This is a genomic window from Mesorhizobium sp. WSM3224, assembly GCF_000427725.1.
Lineage (GTDB): Bacteria > Pseudomonadota > Alphaproteobacteria > Rhizobiales > Rhizobiaceae > Mesorhizobium.
In genome coordinates this window covers 197980-216886 of record NZ_ATYO01000003.1, presented here as the reverse complement: position 1 = coordinate 216886, position 18907 = coordinate 197980, and the positions used below count along the sequence as shown (strand labels likewise).

Sequence of the window (18907 nt, the reverse complement as noted above, 5' to 3'; positions counted from 1 at the left end):
GAGGGGTATGGCCTACACCGACGAGGCCAGCGAGACGGTGGCAGGCGGCTTGAGCTTCAGATGCGAGCGCAAAAGCTGCTCGATCACGTCATAGGCAGCCTGCATCTGGCCGCCGTGCTCAACGAGACGCTGGCAATGGACAAGTAGGCTTGGTCATCGGCGCACGGCCGCGACGAGATAGGCGCAAAGCCCGACATTGACGGTCGCGGCCAATGCAAGTGTCGTCAGGACGAGATTGCCGCCGCCGATACCCAAAAGCAGCGCTCCGACCGAGGGGGCGGCCGCCTGGACGATGAGGCTCGGCGTTGCGAGCTTGCCCATCAGGGCGGCGTATTGTTGCGGATCGAACAGCACCAGCGGCAGGGCGCCGCGCGCGATCGTATGGATGCCGTTGCCCGCGCCGTAGAGGATCAGGGCGAGCGCGGTGAAGGTCTGGCTGGTCAGGAATAGCCAGATCCCGGCCGCAAGCAGGGATACCGACGTCAGCATCGTCCAGATCGGATGGTGCCGGTTGCGGCCGATCAGCAGCTCCGCCACCCGCGCACCAACCTGCGACGGGCCGACCAACGCGCCAAGGCCAACGGCCGCCGCCAGTCCCACGCCGCGCAATTGCAGCAGCGTGAGCAGATGGACGGACAGCATGGACGCGATCAGCGCGGCCAAGGTCTGGATGGAAGCAAGCAGCATAAATCGGGTTCGCGCCCGGTCCGTGGCCGGTGCCTCTTTTGGCTCGGCTCTTGCCGGCGTGGGCGCCGCGGGCGGAGGCCGCGGTATCAGCCAAAGATGGAGCGGCAGGCAGATCGCCAAATGGATCGCGGCGTAGGCAAGGCAGGCGATGCGCCACCCGCCATGCTCGACAAGGAAGGCGCTGAGCGGCCAGCAGACCGTGCTGGCAAAGCCGCCGAACAGCGTCAGGTTGGTGATGGCGCCGCGCGCGCCTTGTCCATAAAGGCGGCCGAGCGTGGCGAAGCCGGCATCGTAGAGGCCGCTCGACATGCCCAGGCCCATGAGCAGCCAGGCAATCAGGTAAAGGGGATAGGAGGTTGCCGTCGCCAGCAGCGAATGCGCGGCCGCGAGGAGCAGCGAGCTGGCGGCAAGCACCGGGCGGCCGCCGTGTCGTTGGATCAGCCGCCCGGTGATGGGAGACACCGTTCCCGCAAGCAGGAGCCCACAGGATAGCCCGGCAACGACCGAGGCAAGCGACCAGCCGGTATCCCTTGCAATCGGCGCGGCAAGCACCGCGGGCAGATAGTAGGACGATCCCCAGGCGAGGATCTGCGTGATGCCGAGAGCCGAGACGAGGACGTTGCGATTGTGGGCAATGGGCGCGGTGGCTTCCAATCAGGCTTGCCCCGGCGCATAGGCGACCTTCTCGCCGTCGTCCTTGACGAATTCGCGTACCGGATTGTCGAGCAGCGGCAGCACCGCTTCCGAAGGCCGGCATAGCCTCGTCCCTTTCGGCGTTTCGACGATCGGGCGGTTGATCAGGATCGGGTGGGCGAGCATGAAATCGATCAGTTCGTCATCGCTCCATTTCGGGTCGGCGAGGCCAAGCTCGGCGTAGGGCGTCCCCTTCTCGCGCAGCAGCGCGCGCGGGGCGATGCCCATCGCGCCGATCAGTTCGAGCAGCCGTTCGCGGCTTGGCGGCGTCTTCAGATACTCGATCACGACGGGGTCTTCGCCGCTGGCGCGGATCATGGCGAGCGTGTTTCGCGAAGTGCCGCAATCGGGGTTGTGGTAGATCGTGACCTTCATGGCTCTGCTTTCAAAGGTTGCTGGATGATCGCCGGCCGCAGCAGCCAACCCATCAACGCAAGCGCGATCAAGGCGCCGAGCAGCTCGGCTATGATGAAGCCGGGCAGATCGAGCGGCCTGATGCCGGAAAAAGTATTGGTCAGTGAACGCGCCAGCGCGACGGCTGGATTGGCGAAGGACGTGGAGGCCGTGAACCAATAGGCGGCGGTAATGTAGAGGCCGACCAGCCACGGCACGGCTCGCCGCTCGAAGCGGAGCCCGGCGAGAATGACGGCGACCAGGCCAAAAGTCGCGACGGCCTCGGAGAACCATTGCGCCGGTCCGGTGCGCAGCTTCGTTGCGATCTCCAGCATCGGCAGCGCGAACATCAGATGCGCCGCGATCGTGCCGGCGATGCCGCCGACGACCTGCGCCACTAGATAGGCAGGAAGATCGCGGACAGGCAGCGACCGGTTGAGACAGAACACCAGCGAAACGGCCGGATTGAAATGCGCGCCGGAGATCGGCCCGAGGATAGTGATCAACACCACCAGCATCGCGCCGGTTGCAAGCGTGTTGCCTAGCAGCGCCAATGCGGTGTCATGCGTTAGCGTCTGCGCCATGATGCCGGAGCCGACGACTGTCGCCACCAGCAGACCGGTGCCCAGGGCTTCAGCCGCGAACCGGCGCGACAGGTCAAACATACTCACTGCCGGGTCCCCTCGCCCGGCTGGCAACAAGGCGCGGCAAGCGCCGGCGCGCAGATTTCCGGACGGCCCGAGCAGCAATCCTCCATCAGGAACCGGATCAGCCCGGACAGCGCGTCGTATTCGGCGCTGTAGACGATCGAGCGGGCATCACGCCTCGCAGTTATGAGACCGGCGCGCTCCAGTTCCTTGAGATGGAAGCTGACATTGGAGGGCGAGACCTCGACTTGTTCGGCGAGCGAGCCGGCGGCAATGCCTTCCTGTCCGGCAACGACCAGCAGGCGCAGCAAGCGCAGACGTGTTTCCTGCGAGAGCGCGCCAAAGGCGATCAGGGCTTGACGTTCATCCACGTTTCAATAATCCTTGAAATATTGAAATGAGGAATAGCCGACATGCTCTCTTCTGACAATCAGAAAATCGATCTGGTGTTGCCGATGGACCCGTCCGATCTCACTATAGGCGATCTGCTGGGTGCGCTGGCCGATTACAAGGACAGGCCGCTGGTGTTCCGTTATGACGGGCGGCAGGTGAGGCCGGGATACCATGTCACCGAGGTGAAGGCGGGACAGTTCTCGGCGCTGGATTGCGAAGCGAATCCGGAATCCTGGTCGGAAATCTTCGTCCAGCTATGGGACGTGGACGAAGGCGGGCCGGTCCATATGCCGGCCGGCAAGTTCACTGCCATCATCCGCAAGGTCTCGGACCATGTAGCGCTCGATCAGGCGGCGAAGCTGACCTTCGAGGTCAGCGACGGCGTCCGCCCCATGGAACTGCACCGGGCAGCCCGGCCAAGCCTTGTTGGCGATGCCATCGAGGTCGAGCTTTCACCACGGCCGGCAAGTTGCAAACCGCGGGACCGCTGGCTGAAAGAACAGGCGGCCGCAAGCCAGCCGTGCTGCGGAACGAGCCGCTGCTGCTGACCCAGTGAACGGCCGCGCGCCGCCGCTGCCTCAGAACCGGATCATGCCATTGGCCTGCGACAGGTAGTGCCCACCAGAACGATGGCGATCAGGGCCACCCAGACGGCTGTCCTGCTCATGCACGAAATCCCTGTTGATCAACGGCACTGAACGCTCGCCGCGGTTGCGTTCCAATAGGCACGCGGTTGCACACTGTTTCAGGCTGGATCAACTCACGAATTGCTGCACCGAGCGCGTCCGTGCATAATACCGTCGGCGGCGCTTGGTCGAGGCCGGCGAAATGGATGACAAAGCGGACAATCCGGGCGTCGCGGTGTTCCCGCCGCTGCTCTTTCTCGTGGTGCTGATCACAATGCTGGCGCTGCGCTACATCTGGCCGCTTGCGATCGGAGGCCGGCCACTCACCATCGTGCTGGGCATAGCGCTGGCGGCACTTGCGATTGCGATCATCGCCTGGGGACGCTCCACGATGTTGCGCGGCGGCACCAATGTGAACCCGACGCTGCCAACCACCGCGATCATCACCAGCGGCCCGTTCGGCTTCACCCGCAATCCGCTCTATGTCGGCCTGATGGGGCTGCTCTTCGGGATCGGGCTCCTCTTCGACAGCTGGTGGGCCGTCGTCGCCCTCATCGCAAGCTTCCCTATCCTGCATTATGGCGTGGTGCTGCGCGAGGAAGCTTATCTGGAACGCAAGTTCGGCGAACCCTACCGGGCCTACAAGGCGAGCGTGCGCCGCTATCTCTGAGCGTCAGTCCTTCAGCGCGTTGCTGTAGAGCGCCACGCCGATGCGTTCATTGCGCCGCCAGCGCACCAAAGCGCGATAGACCGTGTCGTCGGCTGGAACCTCGAGCAGGAAGCGATCCGGGATGTCCACATCCACCCCCACGCGCAATTCCGCGCCATGGTGGTGCTGATTGCGGACCGAGCAGCCAATCCTGACGCCGTTGGCAATGATCGTAGCTTCCTTGAGCACGAATTCGCGCACATGAAGACGGCGCTCGGTCTCGGGATAGTTGGCCATATCCGGCGGGCTCCTCGGGCGGGTTTTCTCCTCGCCACGGAAGAGCATCGTAGCAACCAGGCGTTTCCGTTCCGTTAGCAATCCCTGAAACAATTGACCCTGATATCCGGATGTCGAGGCCTGGCAGGTCCGACGGCGAACCTCTCAAGCCTTTGTGTTCAGTTGGCGGCGATCACGCCGCTCGCATGCAGCACCCAGCGGCGGCCGTCGCCGCGGAACTCGGTGAGCGACAGCGGCTCGATGTCGATCTTCCAGACCGAGGAGAGCGGCGCGCCCAGCACATGCACCATGGCGGCGCGGATCGGCACGGCATGCGTCACCGCTATGGTGTGGCCGCTCTCGCCGGCCAGGCGGTCCATCAGCGCGGCGCCGCGCCGGGCGACGGCGGCAAGCGATTCGCCGCCATGGGGTGCCGCGCCCGGATCGGAAAGCCAGGCCGCCATGCCTTCCGGGTCCTCGGCCTGCACCGCCTCGAAGCTCTTGCCAGCCCAACGCGCGAAATCCTGCTCGGCAAGTAGCGGCTCGACCGTCGCGTCAAGGCCAAGCGCCTCGGCCGTCTGGCGCGCGGCAAGCGCCGGACTTGTCCAGACGCGGTCGGCGCGGCGCAGCGAAGCCGCCAGCGCGCTTGCGCGCTCCAAGGCCCGCAGTTCCAGCGCCTCGTCACTCGGGAAGCGGCCCTTGCGCGCGGCCGGCGTCGCCCCGCTTGCGATCATCGTCAGGCGGGCGAGCATGAAAAACTCCGTGGCCCAGTGAAATTAAGCCCCACGAAGCCGTGCCGGCCATTACAATTCGTTGACAGGCGAACGAAGTGCTGACAAGTGTTTTAACGCGATACGGGATTGGAAGCCGGTGCGAGTCCGGCACGGTCGCGCCACTGTGATCGGCACCAGCCGAAAGTCAGGCCTTATCCCGCAGCATTGTTCGATCAACGGGACGCAGTATCCCACGGGAGGTCAAAATGTCCGACACCACCTTCGCCCCCACCTACGGTCCGGTGCCGATTCCGGTCCGCGAGCTTCTGCCCTGGGCCATTTTCGGCGGCCTGCTTTTGATGCTGGCGATCTATTTCATCGGCGCGGAAGAAGGCGCGACGTCGCTGATCCGCGGCATGTATGTGCACGAATTCGTGCATGACGGCCGCCACCTGCTCGGCTTCCCCTGCCACTAAAGCGGTTCAGCGAAAGCTGAACTCGCTTTCGATTCAGGTCTAACGCAATTCCGGACGGAAAACCGCTGCGCTTTTTTCCTGGGATTGCTTGAAGGGATTCTGACATGGTCGGAAAACTTTTGCTGCGCGGCATGCTTGTCGGGCTGGTCGCGGGGATTCTGGCGTTCGCCTTCGCCCACGTCTATGGCGAGCCGCAGGTCGACAAGGCGATTGCCTACGAGGAACAGCAGGCCCAGGCGGCCGGCGAGGCGCCGGAGCCCGAGATGGTCAGCCGCGCCGTGCAGGCCGGCATTGGCCTGGCAACCGGCGTGCTGGTCTATGGCGCCGCGCTCGGCGGGCTGTTCTCGCTGGTCTTCGCATATGCCTATGGCCGCTTGGGCTCGCTCGGCCCACGCGGCACCTCGGCGCTGCTGGCGCTGCTCGGCTTCCTTGCCGTGATCGTGGTTCCCAGCCTCAAATACCCGGCGAACCCGCCGGCGGTCGGCAACCCCGAAACGATCGGCTACCGCACCGAGCTGTTCTTCATCATGATCGTGATCTCGATCGCGACAATGGTGGCGGCGGTGGGCCTGGCGCAGCGGCTGTGGAATAGGCTCGGCGCCTGGAACGCCTCGATCGCAGCAGGGCTCGCCTTCCTCGTGGTTTTCGCGCTGGTGAAGGCAGCACTTCCCGACATCAACGAAGTGCCGGAAAACTTCTCGGCGAGTGTGCTGTGGCAGTTCCGCGTCGCTTCGCTCGGCATCCAGCTCGTGCTGTGGACCGTCGTCGGACTCGGCTTCGGCGCGGTCGTCGAGCGCGTCGTCGCGGTGCGCGACCAGCGCGGCCCGGCACGTCGCTACGCTTGAACGCTCATGCGTTGGCCGCCACGGTTCTGCGCCCTGGCGGCTAACTTCTTTTTGGCGGCTGCGCTGTTCGTCATGCCGGCCGCATCGGCGCAAGCGCATAGCGGATCCTCCGCCCCGCCTCCCCCCGGCATCCAGATCCCCAGTCTCACCCACGGCCAGATGGCTGTCATTGCCCGCTATCGCGGCGACATTCTCGACCTTGCCCAGAGCCAGACCGTGACCGACCCGACCTTCCGGCGGCTCTACAATCACGGCAACCTGCAATTCACCTACTGCCTGTGGGGCCTGATGCCGGGAAGCCTTGGCGACGAAGAGAGCCCGCTCAACGAATGCAGCCACGCCTATCTCGCCGCCGCCAAGGCGCTGCTCACCCATATGGCGACGATGCCCTCGGCCGCGCATGACGCGAAGGCCCTGATCTCCGACATCGATGCCGACATGGTGCGCAGCGGCGCGTCCTGGATCCTGTGCCAGTTCAGCGGCGAGAGTTTCAGCACCGGCGAGGTCATCGAACCGCGCTGGCGGGGCATGTTCTTTCACCTGCCGAGCCTCGCCGCGCTGCTTGCCGCGATAGCGGCGCTCATCGCTGCCGCATGGTCGATCTTCGGCGCGAGACGCGTACGCGCGGCTTAACAGGCCGACTGATCTCCGCAAGATAACAGGCGACGTAATGCGGCTCGTTTTGCTCCGCAAAGCGCCAGGCAGCGCGACTACTTCGAGCGCACGCCATAGGCGGCAAGGAACGCTTCGACCGAGGCATCGGCGTGCCGCTCGAGGTCGGCTTTCGAGCGCCGGTTGCTTCCGGTGAACATGGCTTCGTTCATCGGGATCCAAAGCAGCATTCCAAAGAAATGGCTGGCCGCCAAACGAGGATCGCTGGTCCGCAACAAGCCTCGGCTGGTGAGCTTTTGAAAACACGCTGCCACCGAGGCAAGCATGCGCTCAAAACCTTTGTCGTACCAACTGCGGCCAAGCTGCGGCATCCGATCGGCATTGGCGATAATCAGACGCCGCAGCTTCAGCAACTCGTCGTTCATCAGCGTCGTGGTCAATCGCCGGGCAAGCTGCTGCAGGCCGCCCTCCAGGAATTGCGCCTCGGAAAGCAGCATCGTCACGGACTCGACAACGTCGTTGGTCTGAGCCGCGGTGGACTCCACGACTTCGCTGAAAAGCGTCTCCTTGTCCGTGAAATGCTTGTAGACCGTCTGCTTGGAAGCGCACGCCCTGGTGGCGATCTCCTCCATGCTGGTCCCATCATAGCCCTTGGCGATGAACGCGGCCGTTGCCGCCTCGATGATTTCACGATCCTTGCGAGCCGCTCTGGTCTCAACATCTATTTTCATAGCGCCTCTCGATCAGTACTAGACGGTACCGTTCCCGTGTGATAGCCATTCGCTACAGTACTAGACTGACTAGTACCCGTCAACGAAACGGAGGTTCAAACCGATGACCCAAATGCTCTTCCTCAATCTGCCGGTGCGCAATCTGCAAGCAGCGACCAAGTTTTATCTCGCGATCGGCGGCACGCTCAACCCGCAGTTCTCGAATGACCAGGCCAGCTCGATCATGTTCTCCGAATCGATCGGGGTCATGTTGCTGACGCACCAGCATTACAGCCAGTTCACAGCCCGGCCGATCGGCGACGCCAAGCGCGAGAGCCAGATGCTGATCGCGCTGACCGTCGACAGCAAGGACGCAGTCAATGCGATAATCGAGAAAGGCGTTGCGGCAGGCGGTCGCGCCGATCCCAATCCGGCGCAAGATCTCGGTTTCATGTTCAACCGCCACATCGAAGACCCGGATGGCAATGTCTGGGAGTTCCTGTGGATGAACCCCGCAGCCATGCAATAGACCGTCTGTATGGCATCCCCGATGGCGGAATCACACCACGGAAGCGACGGGCACCCGCCCCGTCGCTCTCATGTCCGGGCAACGCCGCCGTCAGCCAGGGGCAGGTCTTCGCCATCGGCACCCGGCCACCAAGTGCAGCCTGGCGCTAAATTCGTGAGGCTCGGCCGGCGCTAACGGGCGACTGACCGCAAGGCTAAGCGCCGAGGAATTGATGAAGCGCCGCACCAACTAGAACCAACCCGGTCGCGACTTCGAAAAACGTCGCTACGCCAGCCGTGCTCGACCCGAGCCATTCAAGCATGGCGGCCGATCCATTGCGAAATAACACGGCCAGGAGAACGACGACGCCGAGCGTGACCGCGACGCCCGCCATCATTGCGACGGCGAACACCAGGCCCGCCCATGGCACGCCGCGCGCTATGGCGAAGGTCATGACGAACAATGTCAACGGGCACGGGATCAACCCCGCCATGACGCCGACCGCCGCGCCCTCATGAGCATGGCGATGGTGGTGGCCGCGCAGTGCGCGCCAGATCATCCACAGGCCGATGACGCCAAGGAGACCGCGGCTCAGCGCTTCCAGAGCCGGCGCGCGGCCGACGCTGCCTAGAGCGAGCGAGACGAGCGGCAGCGCCAGCACCGCGATGAGCACTGCCAGCGCAATATGGGTGAAGGAGAGCGCCAACGAAACCAAAAGCCCGCGCGAGAGCCGGACCTGCGAGCCGGCCACATAGGCCGCAAGCAGCGCCTTCGAATGGCCCGGCGTCACCGCGTGGGCCGCGCCGAACACCACTCCCATCGGCAGCACCACCAAAAGCGCCAACCAGTTCCTGTCGGCGGCAAAGAGCTTGAGATGCTCGGCCACCGCCAGGTAGATTTCACGCTGATAATCGAACAGTCCCTGTATCATCCATGCACATGCTCGTCGTGGTGATGCCCTTCCGGCTCCGCCATGGTGAAACGCAGATCCTCGCTGTCGGGACCGGCCGCCAATTGCAGCCTGGCGCTGAATTCATGCGGTTCGGCCGGTGCGACCAGGCTTTGCAGATAGTGGTGGTCGCCGCCGACCGGAGACAGCGGCAGGCTTTCGACGGCCCCGCCGGCGCGTTCGATGGCGACGTTTGCCCGCAGGCCCTCGGCGTGACGCGAGAGCCGCAACCGCATGCGCTCGCCCTGTGGCGTATCGACGATTTCGAGCAGCCCGCTGGCGAGCTTGCCCGATACCAGGAACGGGTCAGGCACGTGATGATGCCCGCCCTCCGTCTCCGGCTCGGCAAAGCGCACCGTGGCGACGTCGAGCGCGGGAATATGCGCGAAGAGTTCGGTCTTCAGCGACGTGGCGATGTTGTTCGCGGCGGCAAGCAGCAGCGCGTCGTTGACCGCAATCTCCACATCGACATGCAGCTTGTGGCCAAGCCAGCGGGCCTTCGCGTCGACCACCTTTTCGATCCCCGCAACATGTTCGGCGGCATGATGAACCTCATCGACAAGCCCCGGCTCCACGCCGTCCAGCATGCGCGTCAGCACCGAGCGCGCCGACTGCCAGACGATGCCGAAGATGGCGACGGTGATGAGCAGGCCGATGACCGGGTCGGCAAGCGGATAGCCAAGCCAGACGCCGATCGCGCCGACAACGACGGCAAGGCTGGTGAGGCCGTCCGTGCGCGCGTGATAGCCGTCGGCGATCAGGGCCGCGCTGTTGATCTGGCGACCGACGCGGATGCGGAACACGGCCACCGCCTCGTTGCCGAGGAAGCCGATGATGCCGGCTGCGGCAAGCCAGCCCAGGAACTGGACCGGCTGCGGGCTGAACAGGCGGTTGACCGCCTCATATCCGGCGACGAGCGCGCTCGCCAGGATGATGAGCACGATGACTAGGCCGGCAAGGTCCTCGACCCGGCCAAGGCCGTAGGTGAAAATACGGGTCGGCGTGCGCCGCGCCAGCACGAAAGCGATCCAAAGCGGTATGGCCGTGGTCGCATCGGCGATATTGTGGATGGTGTCGGCAAGCAGCGCCACGCTGCCCGAAACCACGACGACGGCGATCTGCAGCGCGGCCGTTATAGCCAGGATGACGAACGACCATTTGATCGCCCAGATGCCGCGATCGGTGCTGGCGATGGTCGCATCGATCACACCATGCGTATGGCCGTGCGGCGGGTGACGATCGTGGCCGTGCCCGCCATGATCATGCCCGTGCGGGCCGAAGCCGAACCAGTCCAGAACTTTTTCCCACATCGCCGCCTCACAGATATTTGGTGAGCTGCTTCAGCTCCTTGAGCGTGTCCCTCGTCGGCTCGCCACCTTCGACAAGGCAATGCTCCATATGGTCATGGATCAGCTCCCGCTTGGCATTGCCGACGGCGCTTTCGACGGCATGGAGCTGTTGCGCGAGGTCGAGGCAGGAGCGGCCCTGTTCGAACATGGCGAGCACGGCGGCAAGATGGCCGTGCGCACGCTTGAGCCGGACGATGATATCGGGGTGGGAGCTGTGTACTGTCATGCCGATATCCTATCCTCCAGGGTAGGATGGTGCAAACTGCAACTAGGCCTGCCACTTCGCTTGTCCCTGCCCTCCAGGCAGATCCCGCAGGTGCGGGGCGCCGCTCCGGCGTCGTCAACGTGACGTCGAGCGCCACGCTGACATTGCGGCCGGATTTTGTGCAGCCGTGGGGAGCGGGCCCCGCAGCGACAGGCAATCCACGGGCAACCAAATGCTTGTTTTCGCGTTTATTTCAGCGGCTGCTGGCGCTCATCAGCCGGCTTCGTCGGGCGAGGAACCGCGCGGAGCTGAAAGGAGATCGCAATGACACGGCCGGCAGTGGAGATAGGCGACCGCGTGGCTGTCATCGCCACGGTGGTCGAGCGCGTCGGGGACCGCGTGACGCTGGAGCTCGAGAGCAACGCCCATCGCTATTCAATGGTGGAGCCCAATGCCAAGCCAGGCGACAAGCTCAGACTCGAGGGCGACGTCGTCCATGTCGACGAGGGTCTTGGACGCACGACGGTGCAGGTGCTGGGGCGCGTGACCGTCGACACCAAGTCGGTCGAGATGGTGACGAGACGTTGCGACCTCGACCATATCGGCTCAAACGTGCCTGACCATCCTCGCCCGCGCACCCAGCCGAGACCGCATGGGTGAAACCAGGACCGCTATCCTTCCCTTGTGCAACGGTGACCGTTCCTAAAGCGCGTCGCGTTGAAACGGATTCAGTCGACGCGCTTTAAGTCTTCGTTTTTGATGCATGTCGCCCCCCAAGACCGCTGCGCACTTTTGGGCGACATGCATTAGTGGCGCTTGAAATACTGCACTTCGCGTTCGTGCTTTTCAGCGGCTTCGCGCGATTTGAAGGTGCCGAGATTGCGGCGCTTGCCGGTTCTCGGATCGACTTTGCGCGAATAGAGGCGGTATTCGCCGGATTTCAGTTTGCGGATCATGGCGATCTCCTGTGCGAGCTGAATGCATGTCGTCCAGAAGTGCGGTTCTGGGACAACGACATGCAACGCGCTTTAGAACTCTAACCCCGCCGAAGCCGTCACGGTTCCGGGCAGACCAGTCGGCCGCTCGCGGCAGGAATCAAAAAACGCCGCTGTCGGTGAACCATTTCACGGACGCAAACGACCCAATGTCGGAATCGACATCGTAGCGACACGATTGAGTCGGATTATTTGTATTCAAATGACTTTCGCGACGTTATGCGAACGTTGCTGGTGTGCCGGATCTGAGGAGGGTGAGATGGTGACGGCGAAGCTTCACGGCGTTGAACTCGTCAGGGGCCAGAAGTGGACGGTGCGCGTCACCGCCTACGGCACCACGCTCATTTTCCCCTTTGAAGCCGAGCAGTATGCGCGCTCCTATGCCGATGGCCAGGCCTTCCGTCTCGGCGTCGAGGTTGTCGAGCTGAAAGACTGCGCCTGAAGAGGCCTAGCCGGTGATCGCCAGTGGTCTGACGACCCGCACAGCCGTATATAATAGGCGCATGTCGGCTCTCACCTCGGCAAAGCAATGGGCGCGCGGAATCAAGCGCGATGCAGTGGCGCTGTGGATTGCCGCCCGTGATCCGCGCGTGCCCTGGTACGCAAAGGCTACCGCGGGCGCCGTCGCGGCCTATGCGCTGAGCCCCATCGATCTCATCCCGGACTTCATCCCGATCGTCGGCTATCTGGATGACCTGCTGATCGTGCCGGTCGGCATCATGCTCGCGATCAAGCTTGTGCCGGTCAACCTGATGCAGGAATTCCGCGAAGAGGCGATGCGCCGTGAGAAACCGGTCAGCAGGGCCGGTCTCGCCTTCATGATCGCGCTCTGGGCGCTGGCTGCGCTGGCGCTCGCTTGGCTGTTCTGGCCGAAGCCGGCCTAAATGCCGGCGTTCGGGCTCGGCGGAACGATGTCGATCGACCTGCTGCCCGTGCCTCAGCAGCGGCACATCATCAAATTAGCAATCTCTTGTGTTTGGCGCAAATCAGGATCATGCTTGTCGAGAGCGCGAAACGACATGCGCAACGGGTGGGTCAAAGGGGGGTCCGGCGTGATGGAGTTTGCAGTCTGCTACGACCACAGCGGGTTCGATCTGGCGTGGTCGATCTTCCTCGATGTCACGGCCTTCTTTGCGCTGATGGCGCCATTGGCGATCGCGCGGCTGGTCGAGATATCGCGAGAGGATGCCGTAGCCGAATTGCAGGCTGCGTGAAAGGTTGAAAGCCGCCGAGTTCTAGCCCTCGCCATCGACCTCTCGGATCGACAGGTCGCGGAGCAGCGCCGAACAGTCGATCTCCTCCTGGAAACGCGCCTGCGGATCGAGCACCAGCCACGAAGCGTGGGTGCGAAGGTTTTTCAGCCTGGAATTCTTTTGCGCGCGCGCCAAGCGCTCGGCCTCCACAGTCGAGGCCTGAAAAGACCTTTCGGCCTTGTGATGGTGAGGAGCCCTCGGCATCACCGCAAAAACGCGCTTGCCCGGCCTTCGTTCCGTCGAAAATGGAGGATCGGGTGCCTCCCCGCCTCTATTCGTCACGGGTTCCGCGGTCGGCAGTTGGACGACCGAGCAACGGCGCGTTGCAATGATCGGTATCGACTGCCGGCATGGCACCACACCATTTTCGGCACTGTGGCTCACGCCATATCGAGCATGGGAAGGCAGTTGGGGTAGCCCGGCTTGCCTTGGCGGCAAAAGAGTACGGCTCTTTGACAGGCAAGCCGGGCTAAAGCGACGACCATTGGGTTTCCTTGGGGGGAGGCCGACGCAGGGGACAGAGTGTCTGTTTCCAGCTACGCTCGCAATTGTGGCTGAGGTCTTATGCAGCAGCGCAAAGGTCCGAGCGGGGTCCGCCGCTATATATTCGTATCTACAACGACGGATGAAAAGACCGGGCCGGCCAAGGCGGCTGCGGCGTGTCGCTATATTCCGCGGGGCATATGTCTTTGCTCTGGACCCAGGGCTCGATTGGTGGTTGTGTCGGCGTTGCGAAAAATGATCCCGTGAATTCAGGTGGCAACCGGCCCGCGTCTCCCCCGTCGACAGGAGTGGCGCGGGCTTTTGCTATTCTAAGAATGAGGACGCTCGTTGCGAATCCGGGCCTGCCCGCCGGCGTACGCGAACCCAACCGCCGGCCATTAACCTTGCCCGCGGGCACGGACCAAGGTCGGTGTCGCAATTGCCTCCCCTCACCTATACTCTCGCTGACGGGTGGGTGAATGGTGCCGATGTTTGGGAGGTATTTAAAACGACTTGCACGAGTCTGGAGCGGGCTCTCGCTGGCTTGGCAGTTCGTGATCGCGGGCGGCATCGGCCTTCTGGCCGTGATGCTCGTGGTCGGGCTGTGGGTGACATCGCAGATCCGTGACGGCGTCTTGCACAATTCCGCCGCCACCACCGCACTCTATGTCGACAGCGTGATCGCCCCCCTGCTGCCCGACATGCGCAAGAGCCAGGAGCTCGACGACACCGTCAAGCGGGCGCTGGACGAGACGCTGGGCCAGGGCGCGCTCGGGAAGAGGCTGGTCTCGTTCAAGCTGTGGCGGCGCGACGGAACGATCCTCTACTCGAAGGACGCCGACCTCATCGGCAGGCAGATCAAGCCCAACGCCAACCTGCTCGCCGCTTTCGCCGGCAATGTCATGGTCAAATACAACAGGCTCGAAGACGAGGAAGACGACAAGGAGCGGTCGATGGGCATGCCGCTGCTGGAAATCTACAACCCGGTGCGCGAGCCCTGGTCGGGCGAGGTCGTGGCCGTCACCGAATTCTACGAATTGTCCGGCGATTTCGAGGAGTCCCTGCACTCCGCCCTGTTGTGGAGCTGGCTGGTGGTGGCGGCCGCCACGGCGGCGGCGCTTGCCCTGCTCTCGGGCATCGTTTTCCGCGGCAGCCGCACCATCGTCACGCAGCAGGAAGCGCTCGAGGCCAAGGTTTCCGAATTGCAGGCGGCGCTGGCGCAGAACTCGTCGCTGCGTCAGCGCGTTCAGCGCGCCTCGCGCCGCGCCACCGCCCTCAACGAGCGGTATCTGAGGCGCATCGGGGCCGACCTGCATGACGGGCCGGCGCAACTGGTGGCGCTCGCCGCGCTCAGGATGGACAGCCCGGCGCTGGTCGATCCGGCCACATCGAGCACGCTGCGCGAAGCCGAGATCGCCGGCATACACAAGACGCTGGGCGAAGCGATGCGCGAGATACGCGGCATCTGCAACGGGCTGGTGCTGCCACAGATCGAGGCGCAGGCCATTGCCGATATTTTGCGGCTGGCGGTAGCCGAGCATGAGCGCCGCACCAGCACCAATGTATTGCTAACGCTACCCGAGCGCTTGCCGGAACTCGGCACCTCGGAAAAGATCAGCATCTATCGCTTCGTGCAGGAAGGCCTGAACAATGCCTTCCGTCACGGCAAGGGCAAGGGCCAGCAGGTCAGAGCCACGACGAAGGGCGGCAAGTTCCTGGTCGAGGTGCTGGATACCGGCCCCGGTTTCGATCCGGCGCGAAGCGAAGGCCTTGGGCTTGCGGGCCTCAGGGAACGTATCGAAAGCATCGGGGGGCAGTTCGAAACGCTGACCGGCCCCGGAGGAACCAGACTGGTAATCACCTTGTCTGTCGAGGAGCAACCGTGAGCACATCCATCCGCATCGCAATAGTCGACGACCACCCACTGTTTCGCGAGGGCGTGGCGCGCAGCCTCGGCGAGATAGGCGGCTTCGAACTTGTTGGCGAAGGCGCCAGCGCCGAGGACGCCGAAAGGCTGGTGCGCGCCAGCACGCCCGATATTCTCCTGCTCGACATCAGCATGCCGGGCGGCGGCCTCAACGCGCTCGGCGGCATCCTTTCAGCGGTGCCCGACCAGAAGGTCGTCATGCTGACGGTGTCGGAGACCAACGCCGACGTCGCCCACGCGCTGAAGGCGGGCGCGCGCGGCTATGTGCTGAAGGGTGTCGGCTCCAAGGCGCTGGCCGAGATCCTGCGCGATGTCGCCAACGGCCAGAGCTATGTGTCGCCGAGCCTCTCGGCCAGGCTGCTTTCCGATCTTCTGCAGCCGACCGGCAGCAAGCCCGATCCGCTCGCCCAGCTCACCACCCGCGAGGCCGAGATCCTGAAACTGGTCGGGGAAGGGCTGAGCAACAAGGAGGTCGCTGCCCGGCTGTCGCTACAGGAAAAGACGGTCAAGCATCACATGACCAGGGTGCTCGCCAAGCTCAACGTGCGCAACCGCACCGAGGCGGCGCTGCTGATGCATGAGGCGAGGGAGAGGAATTAGAGAGTAGTGAGTAGCGGGTAGTAAGTAGTAAGTAGTAAGTAGACGGTGACGTCACTGTGCCAGCGCGTCGTCCCACTACTCACCATTCAAAAGAATCACCCCCGCCTCAAGGGACGGGGTGGCATGCGAGGGCGCCGGAAAAAGGGGGTAGCTCCTCCAGGCCCTCACAAGTTCAGCAGGCGCGAGACGTCCTCCTGCGTCGCCTGGCGGTCGATGATGGTGCGGCCTTGCGCGTCCGTCATCTCGAAGCGGCCGTTCTGGACTTGCTCCTTCATGCCGTTGCTATGGATGACGGTGATCTTGTCGCCATCGATCGACAGCGTGTCGCCGGTCGCCGCGTTGCTGAAGCTGTTCTTGCCAGCGGGATTGGTCTTGCCCTTGCCGCTGTTGTTGCCCGGGCCGGCATTTGGGTTGCCGCCGCCGGCGTTGCTATTGCCGGAATTCGAGCCGCTGGCGGAGCCCGAATTCGACCCGCCGGCGGAACCCGAATTGCCGCCACTGCCATTGCCGCCGTTGCCACCGTTGCCGCCATTGCCATTGCCGGCATAGGCGGCGGATACGAGCTTGGTCACGTTGTCCGGCCCCAAAAGACCGGGCACGACGACAAGCGCCAGCGCGGCAGCGACGTGCAGCGTGAGGTGGGCAAGCCTTTTGCAAGCGGGTTGGGGCATTCCGTGCCTTTCCTACCGGTTCCACCTCGGCATGGGCCGAAGTTCCGCTCGCGGCACAAGCTAGGCGGAACCGGGCATTTCAACGGGGCAAGGATTCACATTCCGACAGAGCGACGAAAGCGGCCCACGACCCATGCCCCGGCCAGTCGGACCATTTCCACCGTCATGGCTGACCAACGTCGCAACCGGCAAGCCGTGGCCGGGGCTTAAAGCGTATCGCGTCGAAACGGATTCAGGCGACGCGCTTTTAAGCCGTTGTTTGATGCATGTCGTTCTCCCAAAACCGCTGCGCACTTTTGGGCGACATGCCTTGAAAAAATTACCCCCGCACGGAGGCGGGGGTAAGGTGAGTAGCTAAGTTTTATCGAAAGACGATCAGGACCGTAGAGACGAAGCAAAAGGTGGCAACCTGATTTTGCAGCGCTGACCTTCGGTCCCTTAAGATCTAATCCCGGTAAAACCTCACTCTCACAAACTGCGTCTCACAAACTCTTCAGACGATTGAGATCGGCCATGGTGGCCTTGCGGTCGACGATGGTGCGTCCGTATTTGTCTTCCATCCTGAACCGGCCGTTCTCGATCTGCTCCTTCATTCCGTTGCGGTGCGTGACCTGGATTCTGTTGCGGGTGGCCTCAACCTTGTCGCCGGTAAGGGCGTTCAAATGACTGTCGACGTCTGCGGTGCTTGTCGCGCTGGCGCTATTGTTCTTGCCGCTGTTCCCTTTGTCGCCGCTGCTGTTCCCGTTTCCGTTGTCGCCGCCGCTGTTGCCGTTGTTTCCGCTATTACCGCTGTTGCCGCCGCTGTTGCCGTTTCCGCTATTACCGCCGCTATTGCCGTTTCCGCCGCTATTGCCGCCGCCGTTTCCACCACCATTGCCGTTGCCGCCACCATTGCCGCCTTTGCCGGCATAGGCCTTGGCCACGACGGGACCATCGATGGAGAGACTGAAAGGCGCGACAACAAGCGCCAACGCAGTCAGCGCTTGCAAGGCCAGCCTGCAGCCCCTGCGCGATGCGCGCATTCCGCTCTCCCCATGCCAGCCCTTCAGCCCGTCGGCCGAACTACCCCACCGGCAATGTCGCAGCATAAGCATCCCCAATCCGCTCATCATAAGGAAGTGGCCCACGACCCTTGTCTTGTCCACTCGGACTTATTGCGACATTGTTCTAGGACCTAAGTCTTATTTCAACCACTGGATGTAGCTGGACATGGCCCCGCGCGGATCGATTTCTCCAGACCGGGCAACCCTTTAGACGGGCAGCGGGGCGCTGGCGCACGACCAGCGTCAGAGGAGTCAGGCCGGCGAAGGCAGCGGACGCCGCGCCACGACCGCCGTGCCGAAGGCGGCGGCAATGACGGCGGCGATGCCGGCGCATTGCAGCAGGTTGAGCTTCTCATGCAGGAACAGGAAGCCGGTCAATGCGCCGCCCGCCGGCTCAAGGCACACCAGCATGCCGTAGACCTTGGCCGGCATGCGGGCCAGCACCAGCATTTCCAGATAGAAGGGCAGCGCGCTGGAGAACAGGCCGACCACGGCGGCGCCCGCCATGATGTGCGGGTCGGCGAGATAGGGCTCGGCCGCGCTGAAGCCGAAAGGCAGCGCCAATACCGCGGCGATCGCCATGCCATAGGCGGAGGTGCGCACGCCGAGCTCGGCGCCGGCCTTCTGGGCGAAGATGATGTAGAGCCCCCAACAGGCGCCCGCAGCAAGCGCCAGCGCCACGCCCAGCGGATCGAGCCCTCGGCTGGCGTCGGCGAAAGGCGAGAGCAGCACGATGCCGGCGACGGCCAGCGCCACCCAGACGAGGTCGAGCAGGCGCCTGGAGCCGAGCGTGGCGACGAACAGCGGCCCGGTGAATTCAAGCGCCACGCAGATGCCGAGCGGAATACGCTGGAGCGCGGCATAGAAGAGCATGTTCATGGCGCAGACGGTGATGCCATAGGCGGCAAGCCAGGGCAGGCTTTTTCGCGAGGGCAGCACCTTCCATGGCCTGAGCACTGCCCCCAGCATCAGCGCGCCGATGGCGAGCCTCAGCATCGTCGTGCCTTCCGACCCCAGCACCGGGAAAAGGCCCTTGGCAAAGGCGGCGCCGACCTGCACCGACAGGATCGCGCCGAGCAGACCGAGGACGGGTAAGGCGCCTAGTTGCGCCTCCGGTTTTGCAATCGGCGTCGACGTCACTTCCTCTCCCCCTTGTCCGCGTGATCGAGGGGGATAAAGCCTGTCGATCGCGCTGTCGTGTGGC

The 18907-nt window shown here is 63.7% G+C and carries 27 protein-coding genes and 1 riboswitch; of the genes, 12 read left to right on the top strand and 15 right to left on the bottom strand.

Translation table 11 applies throughout. The features are described from left to right. Positions 1 to 153: 153 nt before the first annotated feature. Genes YU3_RS0107895 through YU3_RS0107880 form a run of 4 tightly spaced genes read right to left on the bottom strand, consistent with a single transcriptional unit; the run spans position 154 to position 2791 of the window. On the bottom strand, positions 154 to 1341 hold the full coding sequence (locus tag YU3_RS0107895; RefSeq protein ID WP_156913411.1) for an MFS transporter: 1188 nt from the start codon (positions 1339 to 1341) through the stop codon (positions 154 to 156). Then, positions 1342 to 1755, bottom strand: a complete 414-nt coding sequence (gene arsC, locus YU3_RS0107890; RefSeq protein WP_027165725.1) for an arsenate reductase (glutaredoxin) — start codon at positions 1753 to 1755, stop codon at positions 1342 to 1344. It abuts the gene before it with no gap. Then, positions 1752 to 2444 carry an MIP/aquaporin family protein gene (locus YU3_RS0107885; protein WP_027165724.1) on the bottom strand — a complete coding sequence of 231 codons (693 nt, stop codon included), beginning with the start codon at positions 2442 to 2444 and terminating at the stop codon, positions 1752 to 1754. Before YU3_RS0107885 ends, arsC begins: the two co-directional genes overlap by 4 nt. Then, the gene (locus YU3_RS0107880; RefSeq protein ID WP_027165723.1) at positions 2441 to 2791 is read right to left on the bottom strand and encodes a metalloregulator ArsR/SmtB family transcription factor; all 351 of its coding nucleotides are present in this window, start codon (positions 2789 to 2791) and stop codon (positions 2441 to 2443) included. Before YU3_RS0107880 ends, YU3_RS0107885 begins: the two co-directional genes overlap by 4 nt. A 42-nt stretch (positions 2792 to 2833) precedes the next feature. Between YU3_RS0107880 and YU3_RS0107875 the strand changes: the two genes are divergently transcribed. Next, positions 2834 to 3361, top strand: coding sequence for a DUF6428 family protein (locus YU3_RS0107875; protein ID WP_027165722.1), 528 nt, complete (start codon positions 2834 to 2836; stop codon positions 3359 to 3361). 280 nt (positions 3362 to 3641) lie between these two features. Further along, positions 3642 to 4109, top strand: a complete 468-nt coding sequence (locus tag YU3_RS36200; RefSeq protein ID WP_036258074.1) for an isoprenylcysteine carboxylmethyltransferase family protein — start codon at positions 3642 to 3644, stop codon at positions 4107 to 4109. A gap of 3 nt (positions 4110 to 4112) precedes the next feature. On the opposite strand, the gene YU3_RS0107860 is transcribed toward YU3_RS36200, so the two are convergent. Both YU3_RS0107860 and YU3_RS0107855 read right to left on the bottom strand, forming a co-directional pair. After that, positions 4113 to 4385, bottom strand: a complete 273-nt coding sequence (locus YU3_RS0107860) for a hypothetical protein (RefSeq protein WP_027165721.1) — start codon at positions 4383 to 4385, stop codon at positions 4113 to 4115. 158 nt (positions 4386 to 4543) lie between these two features. Beyond that, complete coding sequence (locus tag YU3_RS0107855) at positions 4544 to 5116, bottom strand: histidine phosphatase family protein (protein ID WP_027165720.1); 573 nt, start codon at positions 5114 to 5116, stop codon at positions 4544 to 4546. Positions 5117 to 5199: 83 nt separating this feature from the next. Beyond that, a riboswitch (adenosylcobalamin (AdoCbl) riboswitch) is annotated at positions 5200 to 5343 on the top strand. Between YU3_RS0107855 and YU3_RS0107850 the strand changes: the two genes are divergently transcribed. The 3 genes from YU3_RS0107850 to YU3_RS0107840 all read left to right on the top strand — a co-directional run bounded on the left by YU3_RS0107850 (position 5344) and on the right by YU3_RS0107840 (position 7031). Beyond that, a complete protein-coding gene (locus YU3_RS0107850) occupies positions 5344 to 5553 on the top strand; it encodes a CbtB domain-containing protein (RefSeq protein WP_027165719.1) in 210 nt (69 codons plus the stop codon). It abuts the riboswitch before it with no gap. A 104-nt stretch (positions 5554 to 5657) separates the two neighbouring features. Continuing rightward, positions 5658 to 6398: a CbtA family protein gene (locus YU3_RS0107845; protein WP_027165718.1), complete on the top strand. Its 741-nt coding sequence runs from the start codon at positions 5658 to 5660 to the stop codon at positions 6396 to 6398. A 51-nt stretch (positions 6399 to 6449) separates the two neighbouring features. Further along, complete coding sequence (locus tag YU3_RS0107840) at positions 6450 to 7031, top strand: hypothetical protein (protein WP_156913410.1); 582 nt, start codon at positions 6450 to 6452, stop codon at positions 7029 to 7031. 77 nt (positions 7032 to 7108) lie between these two features. On the opposite strand, the gene YU3_RS0107835 is transcribed toward YU3_RS0107840, so the two are convergent. After that, a complete protein-coding gene (locus tag YU3_RS0107835) occupies positions 7109 to 7741 on the bottom strand; it encodes a TetR/AcrR family transcriptional regulator (protein ID WP_027165716.1) in 633 nt (210 codons plus the stop codon). A gap of 103 nt (positions 7742 to 7844) precedes the next feature. Between YU3_RS0107835 and YU3_RS0107830 the strand changes: the two genes are divergently transcribed. After that, positions 7845 to 8249 carry a VOC family protein gene (locus tag YU3_RS0107830; RefSeq protein ID WP_027165715.1) on the top strand — a complete coding sequence of 135 codons (405 nt, stop codon included), beginning with the start codon at positions 7845 to 7847 and terminating at the stop codon, positions 8247 to 8249. A gap of 193 nt (positions 8250 to 8442) precedes the next feature. On the opposite strand, the gene YU3_RS0107825 is transcribed toward YU3_RS0107830, so the two are convergent. Genes YU3_RS0107825 through YU3_RS36195 form a run of 3 tightly spaced genes read right to left on the bottom strand, consistent with a single transcriptional unit; the run spans position 8443 to position 10752 of the window. After that, on the bottom strand, positions 8443 to 9159 hold the full coding sequence (locus YU3_RS0107825) for an ABC transporter permease (protein ID WP_027165714.1): 717 nt from the start codon (positions 9157 to 9159) through the stop codon (positions 8443 to 8445). After that, the gene (locus tag YU3_RS0107820) at positions 9156 to 10487 is read right to left on the bottom strand and encodes a cation diffusion facilitator family transporter (protein ID WP_027165713.1); all 1332 of its coding nucleotides are present in this window, start codon (positions 10485 to 10487) and stop codon (positions 9156 to 9158) included. Before YU3_RS0107820 ends, YU3_RS0107825 begins: the two co-directional genes overlap by 4 nt. Before the next feature lie 7 nt (positions 10488 to 10494). Then, positions 10495 to 10752: a metal-sensing transcriptional repressor gene (locus YU3_RS36195; RefSeq protein WP_036258069.1), complete on the bottom strand. Its 258-nt coding sequence runs from the start codon at positions 10750 to 10752 to the stop codon at positions 10495 to 10497. A 303-nt stretch (positions 10753 to 11055) separates the two neighbouring features. Here YU3_RS36195 and YU3_RS0107805 point away from each other — a divergent pair, with 303 nt between their 5' ends. Then, a complete protein-coding gene (locus YU3_RS0107805; protein WP_027165712.1) occupies positions 11056 to 11391 on the top strand; it encodes a hypothetical protein in 336 nt (111 codons plus the stop codon). Positions 11392 to 11537: 146 nt separating this feature from the next. Here YU3_RS0107805 and YU3_RS40465 read toward each other — a convergent pair whose 3' ends face one another. Next, on the bottom strand, positions 11538 to 11687 hold the full coding sequence (locus YU3_RS40465; RefSeq protein WP_095770090.1) for a hypothetical protein: 150 nt from the start codon (positions 11685 to 11687) through the stop codon (positions 11538 to 11540). A 298-nt stretch (positions 11688 to 11985) separates the two neighbouring features. Here YU3_RS40465 and YU3_RS0107795 point away from each other — a divergent pair, with 298 nt between their 5' ends. From YU3_RS0107795 to YU3_RS40460, 3 genes are all read left to right on the top strand, one after another. Further along, positions 11986 to 12168, top strand: coding sequence for a hypothetical protein (locus tag YU3_RS0107795; RefSeq protein WP_036258067.1), 183 nt, complete (start codon positions 11986 to 11988; stop codon positions 12166 to 12168). A gap of 61 nt (positions 12169 to 12229) precedes the next feature. Next, on the top strand, positions 12230 to 12610 hold the full coding sequence (locus YU3_RS0107790; protein WP_027165710.1) for a YkvA family protein: 381 nt from the start codon (positions 12230 to 12232) through the stop codon (positions 12608 to 12610). A gap of 168 nt (positions 12611 to 12778) precedes the next feature. Beyond that, on the top strand, positions 12779 to 12940 hold the full coding sequence (locus YU3_RS40460; RefSeq protein WP_156913409.1) for a hypothetical protein: 162 nt from the start codon (positions 12779 to 12781) through the stop codon (positions 12938 to 12940). A gap of 21 nt (positions 12941 to 12961) precedes the next feature. Here YU3_RS40460 and YU3_RS40455 read toward each other — a convergent pair whose 3' ends face one another. Next, on the bottom strand, positions 12962 to 13114 hold the full coding sequence (locus YU3_RS40455; protein ID WP_198021648.1) for a hypothetical protein: 153 nt from the start codon (positions 13112 to 13114) through the stop codon (positions 12962 to 12964). A gap of 836 nt (positions 13115 to 13950) precedes the next feature. Here YU3_RS40455 and YU3_RS0107775 point away from each other — a divergent pair. Together YU3_RS0107775 and YU3_RS0107770 are read left to right on the top strand one after the other, a co-directional pair. Beyond that, positions 13951 to 15348: a sensor histidine kinase gene (locus tag YU3_RS0107775; RefSeq protein WP_036258065.1), complete on the top strand. Its 1398-nt coding sequence runs from the start codon at positions 13951 to 13953 to the stop codon at positions 15346 to 15348. Continuing rightward, the gene (locus YU3_RS0107770; protein ID WP_027165707.1) at positions 15345 to 15989 is read left to right on the top strand and encodes a response regulator transcription factor; all 645 of its coding nucleotides are present in this window, start codon (positions 15345 to 15347) and stop codon (positions 15987 to 15989) included. Before YU3_RS0107775 ends, YU3_RS0107770 begins: the two co-directional genes overlap by 4 nt. 164 nt (positions 15990 to 16153) lie before the next feature. Here the strand turns inward: YU3_RS0107770 and YU3_RS0107765 are convergent, their stop codons facing one another. The 3 genes from YU3_RS0107765 to YU3_RS0107755 all read right to left on the bottom strand — a co-directional run bounded on the left by YU3_RS0107765 (position 16154) and on the right by YU3_RS0107755 (position 18843). After that, on the bottom strand, positions 16154 to 16660 hold the full coding sequence (locus YU3_RS0107765; protein ID WP_027165706.1) for a hypothetical protein: 507 nt from the start codon (positions 16658 to 16660) through the stop codon (positions 16154 to 16156). A 482-nt stretch (positions 16661 to 17142) separates the two neighbouring features. Continuing rightward, a complete protein-coding gene (locus YU3_RS0107760; protein WP_027165705.1) occupies positions 17143 to 17682 on the bottom strand; it encodes a hypothetical protein in 540 nt (179 codons plus the stop codon). Positions 17683 to 17955: 273 nt separating this feature from the next. After that, on the bottom strand, positions 17956 to 18843 hold the full coding sequence (locus tag YU3_RS0107755; protein WP_036258063.1) for a DMT family transporter: 888 nt from the start codon (positions 18841 to 18843) through the stop codon (positions 17956 to 17958). Positions 18844 to 18907 lie beyond the last annotated feature (64 nt).

What these genes read in the sequence shown, in the direction of transcription:
- YU3_RS0107790 (WP_027165710.1), top strand. Translation starts at nt 12,230, where the DNA reads ATGTCGGCTCTCACCTCGGCAAAGCAATGGGCGCGCGGAATCAAGCGC.
- YU3_RS0107825 (WP_027165714.1), bottom strand. Translation starts at nt 9,159, where the DNA reads ATGATACAGGGACTGTTCGATTATCAGCGTGAAATCTACCTGGCGGTG.
- YU3_RS0107860 (WP_027165721.1), bottom strand. Translation starts at nt 4,385, where the DNA reads ATGGCCAACTATCCCGAGACCGAGCGCCGTCTTCATGTGCGCGAATTC.
- YU3_RS40465 (WP_095770090.1), bottom strand. Translation starts at nt 11,687, where the DNA reads ATGATCCGCAAACTGAAATCCGGCGAATACCGCCTCTATTCGCGCAAA.
- YU3_RS0107850 (WP_027165719.1), top strand. Translation starts at nt 5,344, where the DNA reads ATGTCCGACACCACCTTCGCCCCCACCTACGGTCCGGTGCCGATTCCG.
- YU3_RS0107820 (WP_027165713.1), bottom strand. Translation starts at nt 10,487, where the DNA reads ATGTGGGAAAAAGTTCTGGACTGGTTCGGCTTCGGCCCGCACGGGCAT.
- YU3_RS0107805 (WP_027165712.1), top strand. Translation starts at nt 11,056, where the DNA reads ATGACACGGCCGGCAGTGGAGATAGGCGACCGCGTGGCTGTCATCGCC.
- YU3_RS0107855 (WP_027165720.1), bottom strand. Translation starts at nt 5,116, where the DNA reads ATGCTCGCCCGCCTGACGATGATCGCAAGCGGGGCGACGCCGGCCGCG.
- YU3_RS0107795 (WP_036258067.1), top strand. Translation starts at nt 11,986, where the DNA reads ATGGTGACGGCGAAGCTTCACGGCGTTGAACTCGTCAGGGGCCAGAAG.
- YU3_RS0107775 (WP_036258065.1), top strand. Translation starts at nt 13,951, where the DNA reads ATGTTTGGGAGGTATTTAAAACGACTTGCACGAGTCTGGAGCGGGCTC.
- YU3_RS0107760 (WP_027165705.1), bottom strand. Translation starts at nt 17,682, where the DNA reads ATGCGCGCATCGCGCAGGGGCTGCAGGCTGGCCTTGCAAGCGCTGACT.
- YU3_RS0107875 (WP_027165722.1), top strand. Translation starts at nt 2,834, where the DNA reads ATGCTCTCTTCTGACAATCAGAAAATCGATCTGGTGTTGCCGATGGAC.
- YU3_RS0107765 (WP_027165706.1), bottom strand. Translation starts at nt 16,660, where the DNA reads ATGCCCCAACCCGCTTGCAAAAGGCTTGCCCACCTCACGCTGCACGTC.
- arsC (WP_027165725.1), bottom strand. Translation starts at nt 1,755, where the DNA reads ATGAAGGTCACGATCTACCACAACCCCGATTGCGGCACTTCGCGAAAC.
- YU3_RS36200 (WP_036258074.1), top strand. Translation starts at nt 3,642, where the DNA reads ATGGATGACAAAGCGGACAATCCGGGCGTCGCGGTGTTCCCGCCGCTG.
- YU3_RS0107830 (WP_027165715.1), top strand. Translation starts at nt 7,845, where the DNA reads ATGACCCAAATGCTCTTCCTCAATCTGCCGGTGCGCAATCTGCAAGCA.
- YU3_RS36195 (WP_036258069.1), bottom strand. Translation starts at nt 10,752, where the DNA reads ATGACAGTACACAGCTCCCACCCCGATATCATCGTCCGGCTCAAGCGT.
- YU3_RS0107835 (WP_027165716.1), bottom strand. Translation starts at nt 7,741, where the DNA reads ATGAAAATAGATGTTGAGACCAGAGCGGCTCGCAAGGATCGTGAAATC.
- YU3_RS0107845 (WP_027165718.1), top strand. Translation starts at nt 5,658, where the DNA reads ATGGTCGGAAAACTTTTGCTGCGCGGCATGCTTGTCGGGCTGGTCGCG.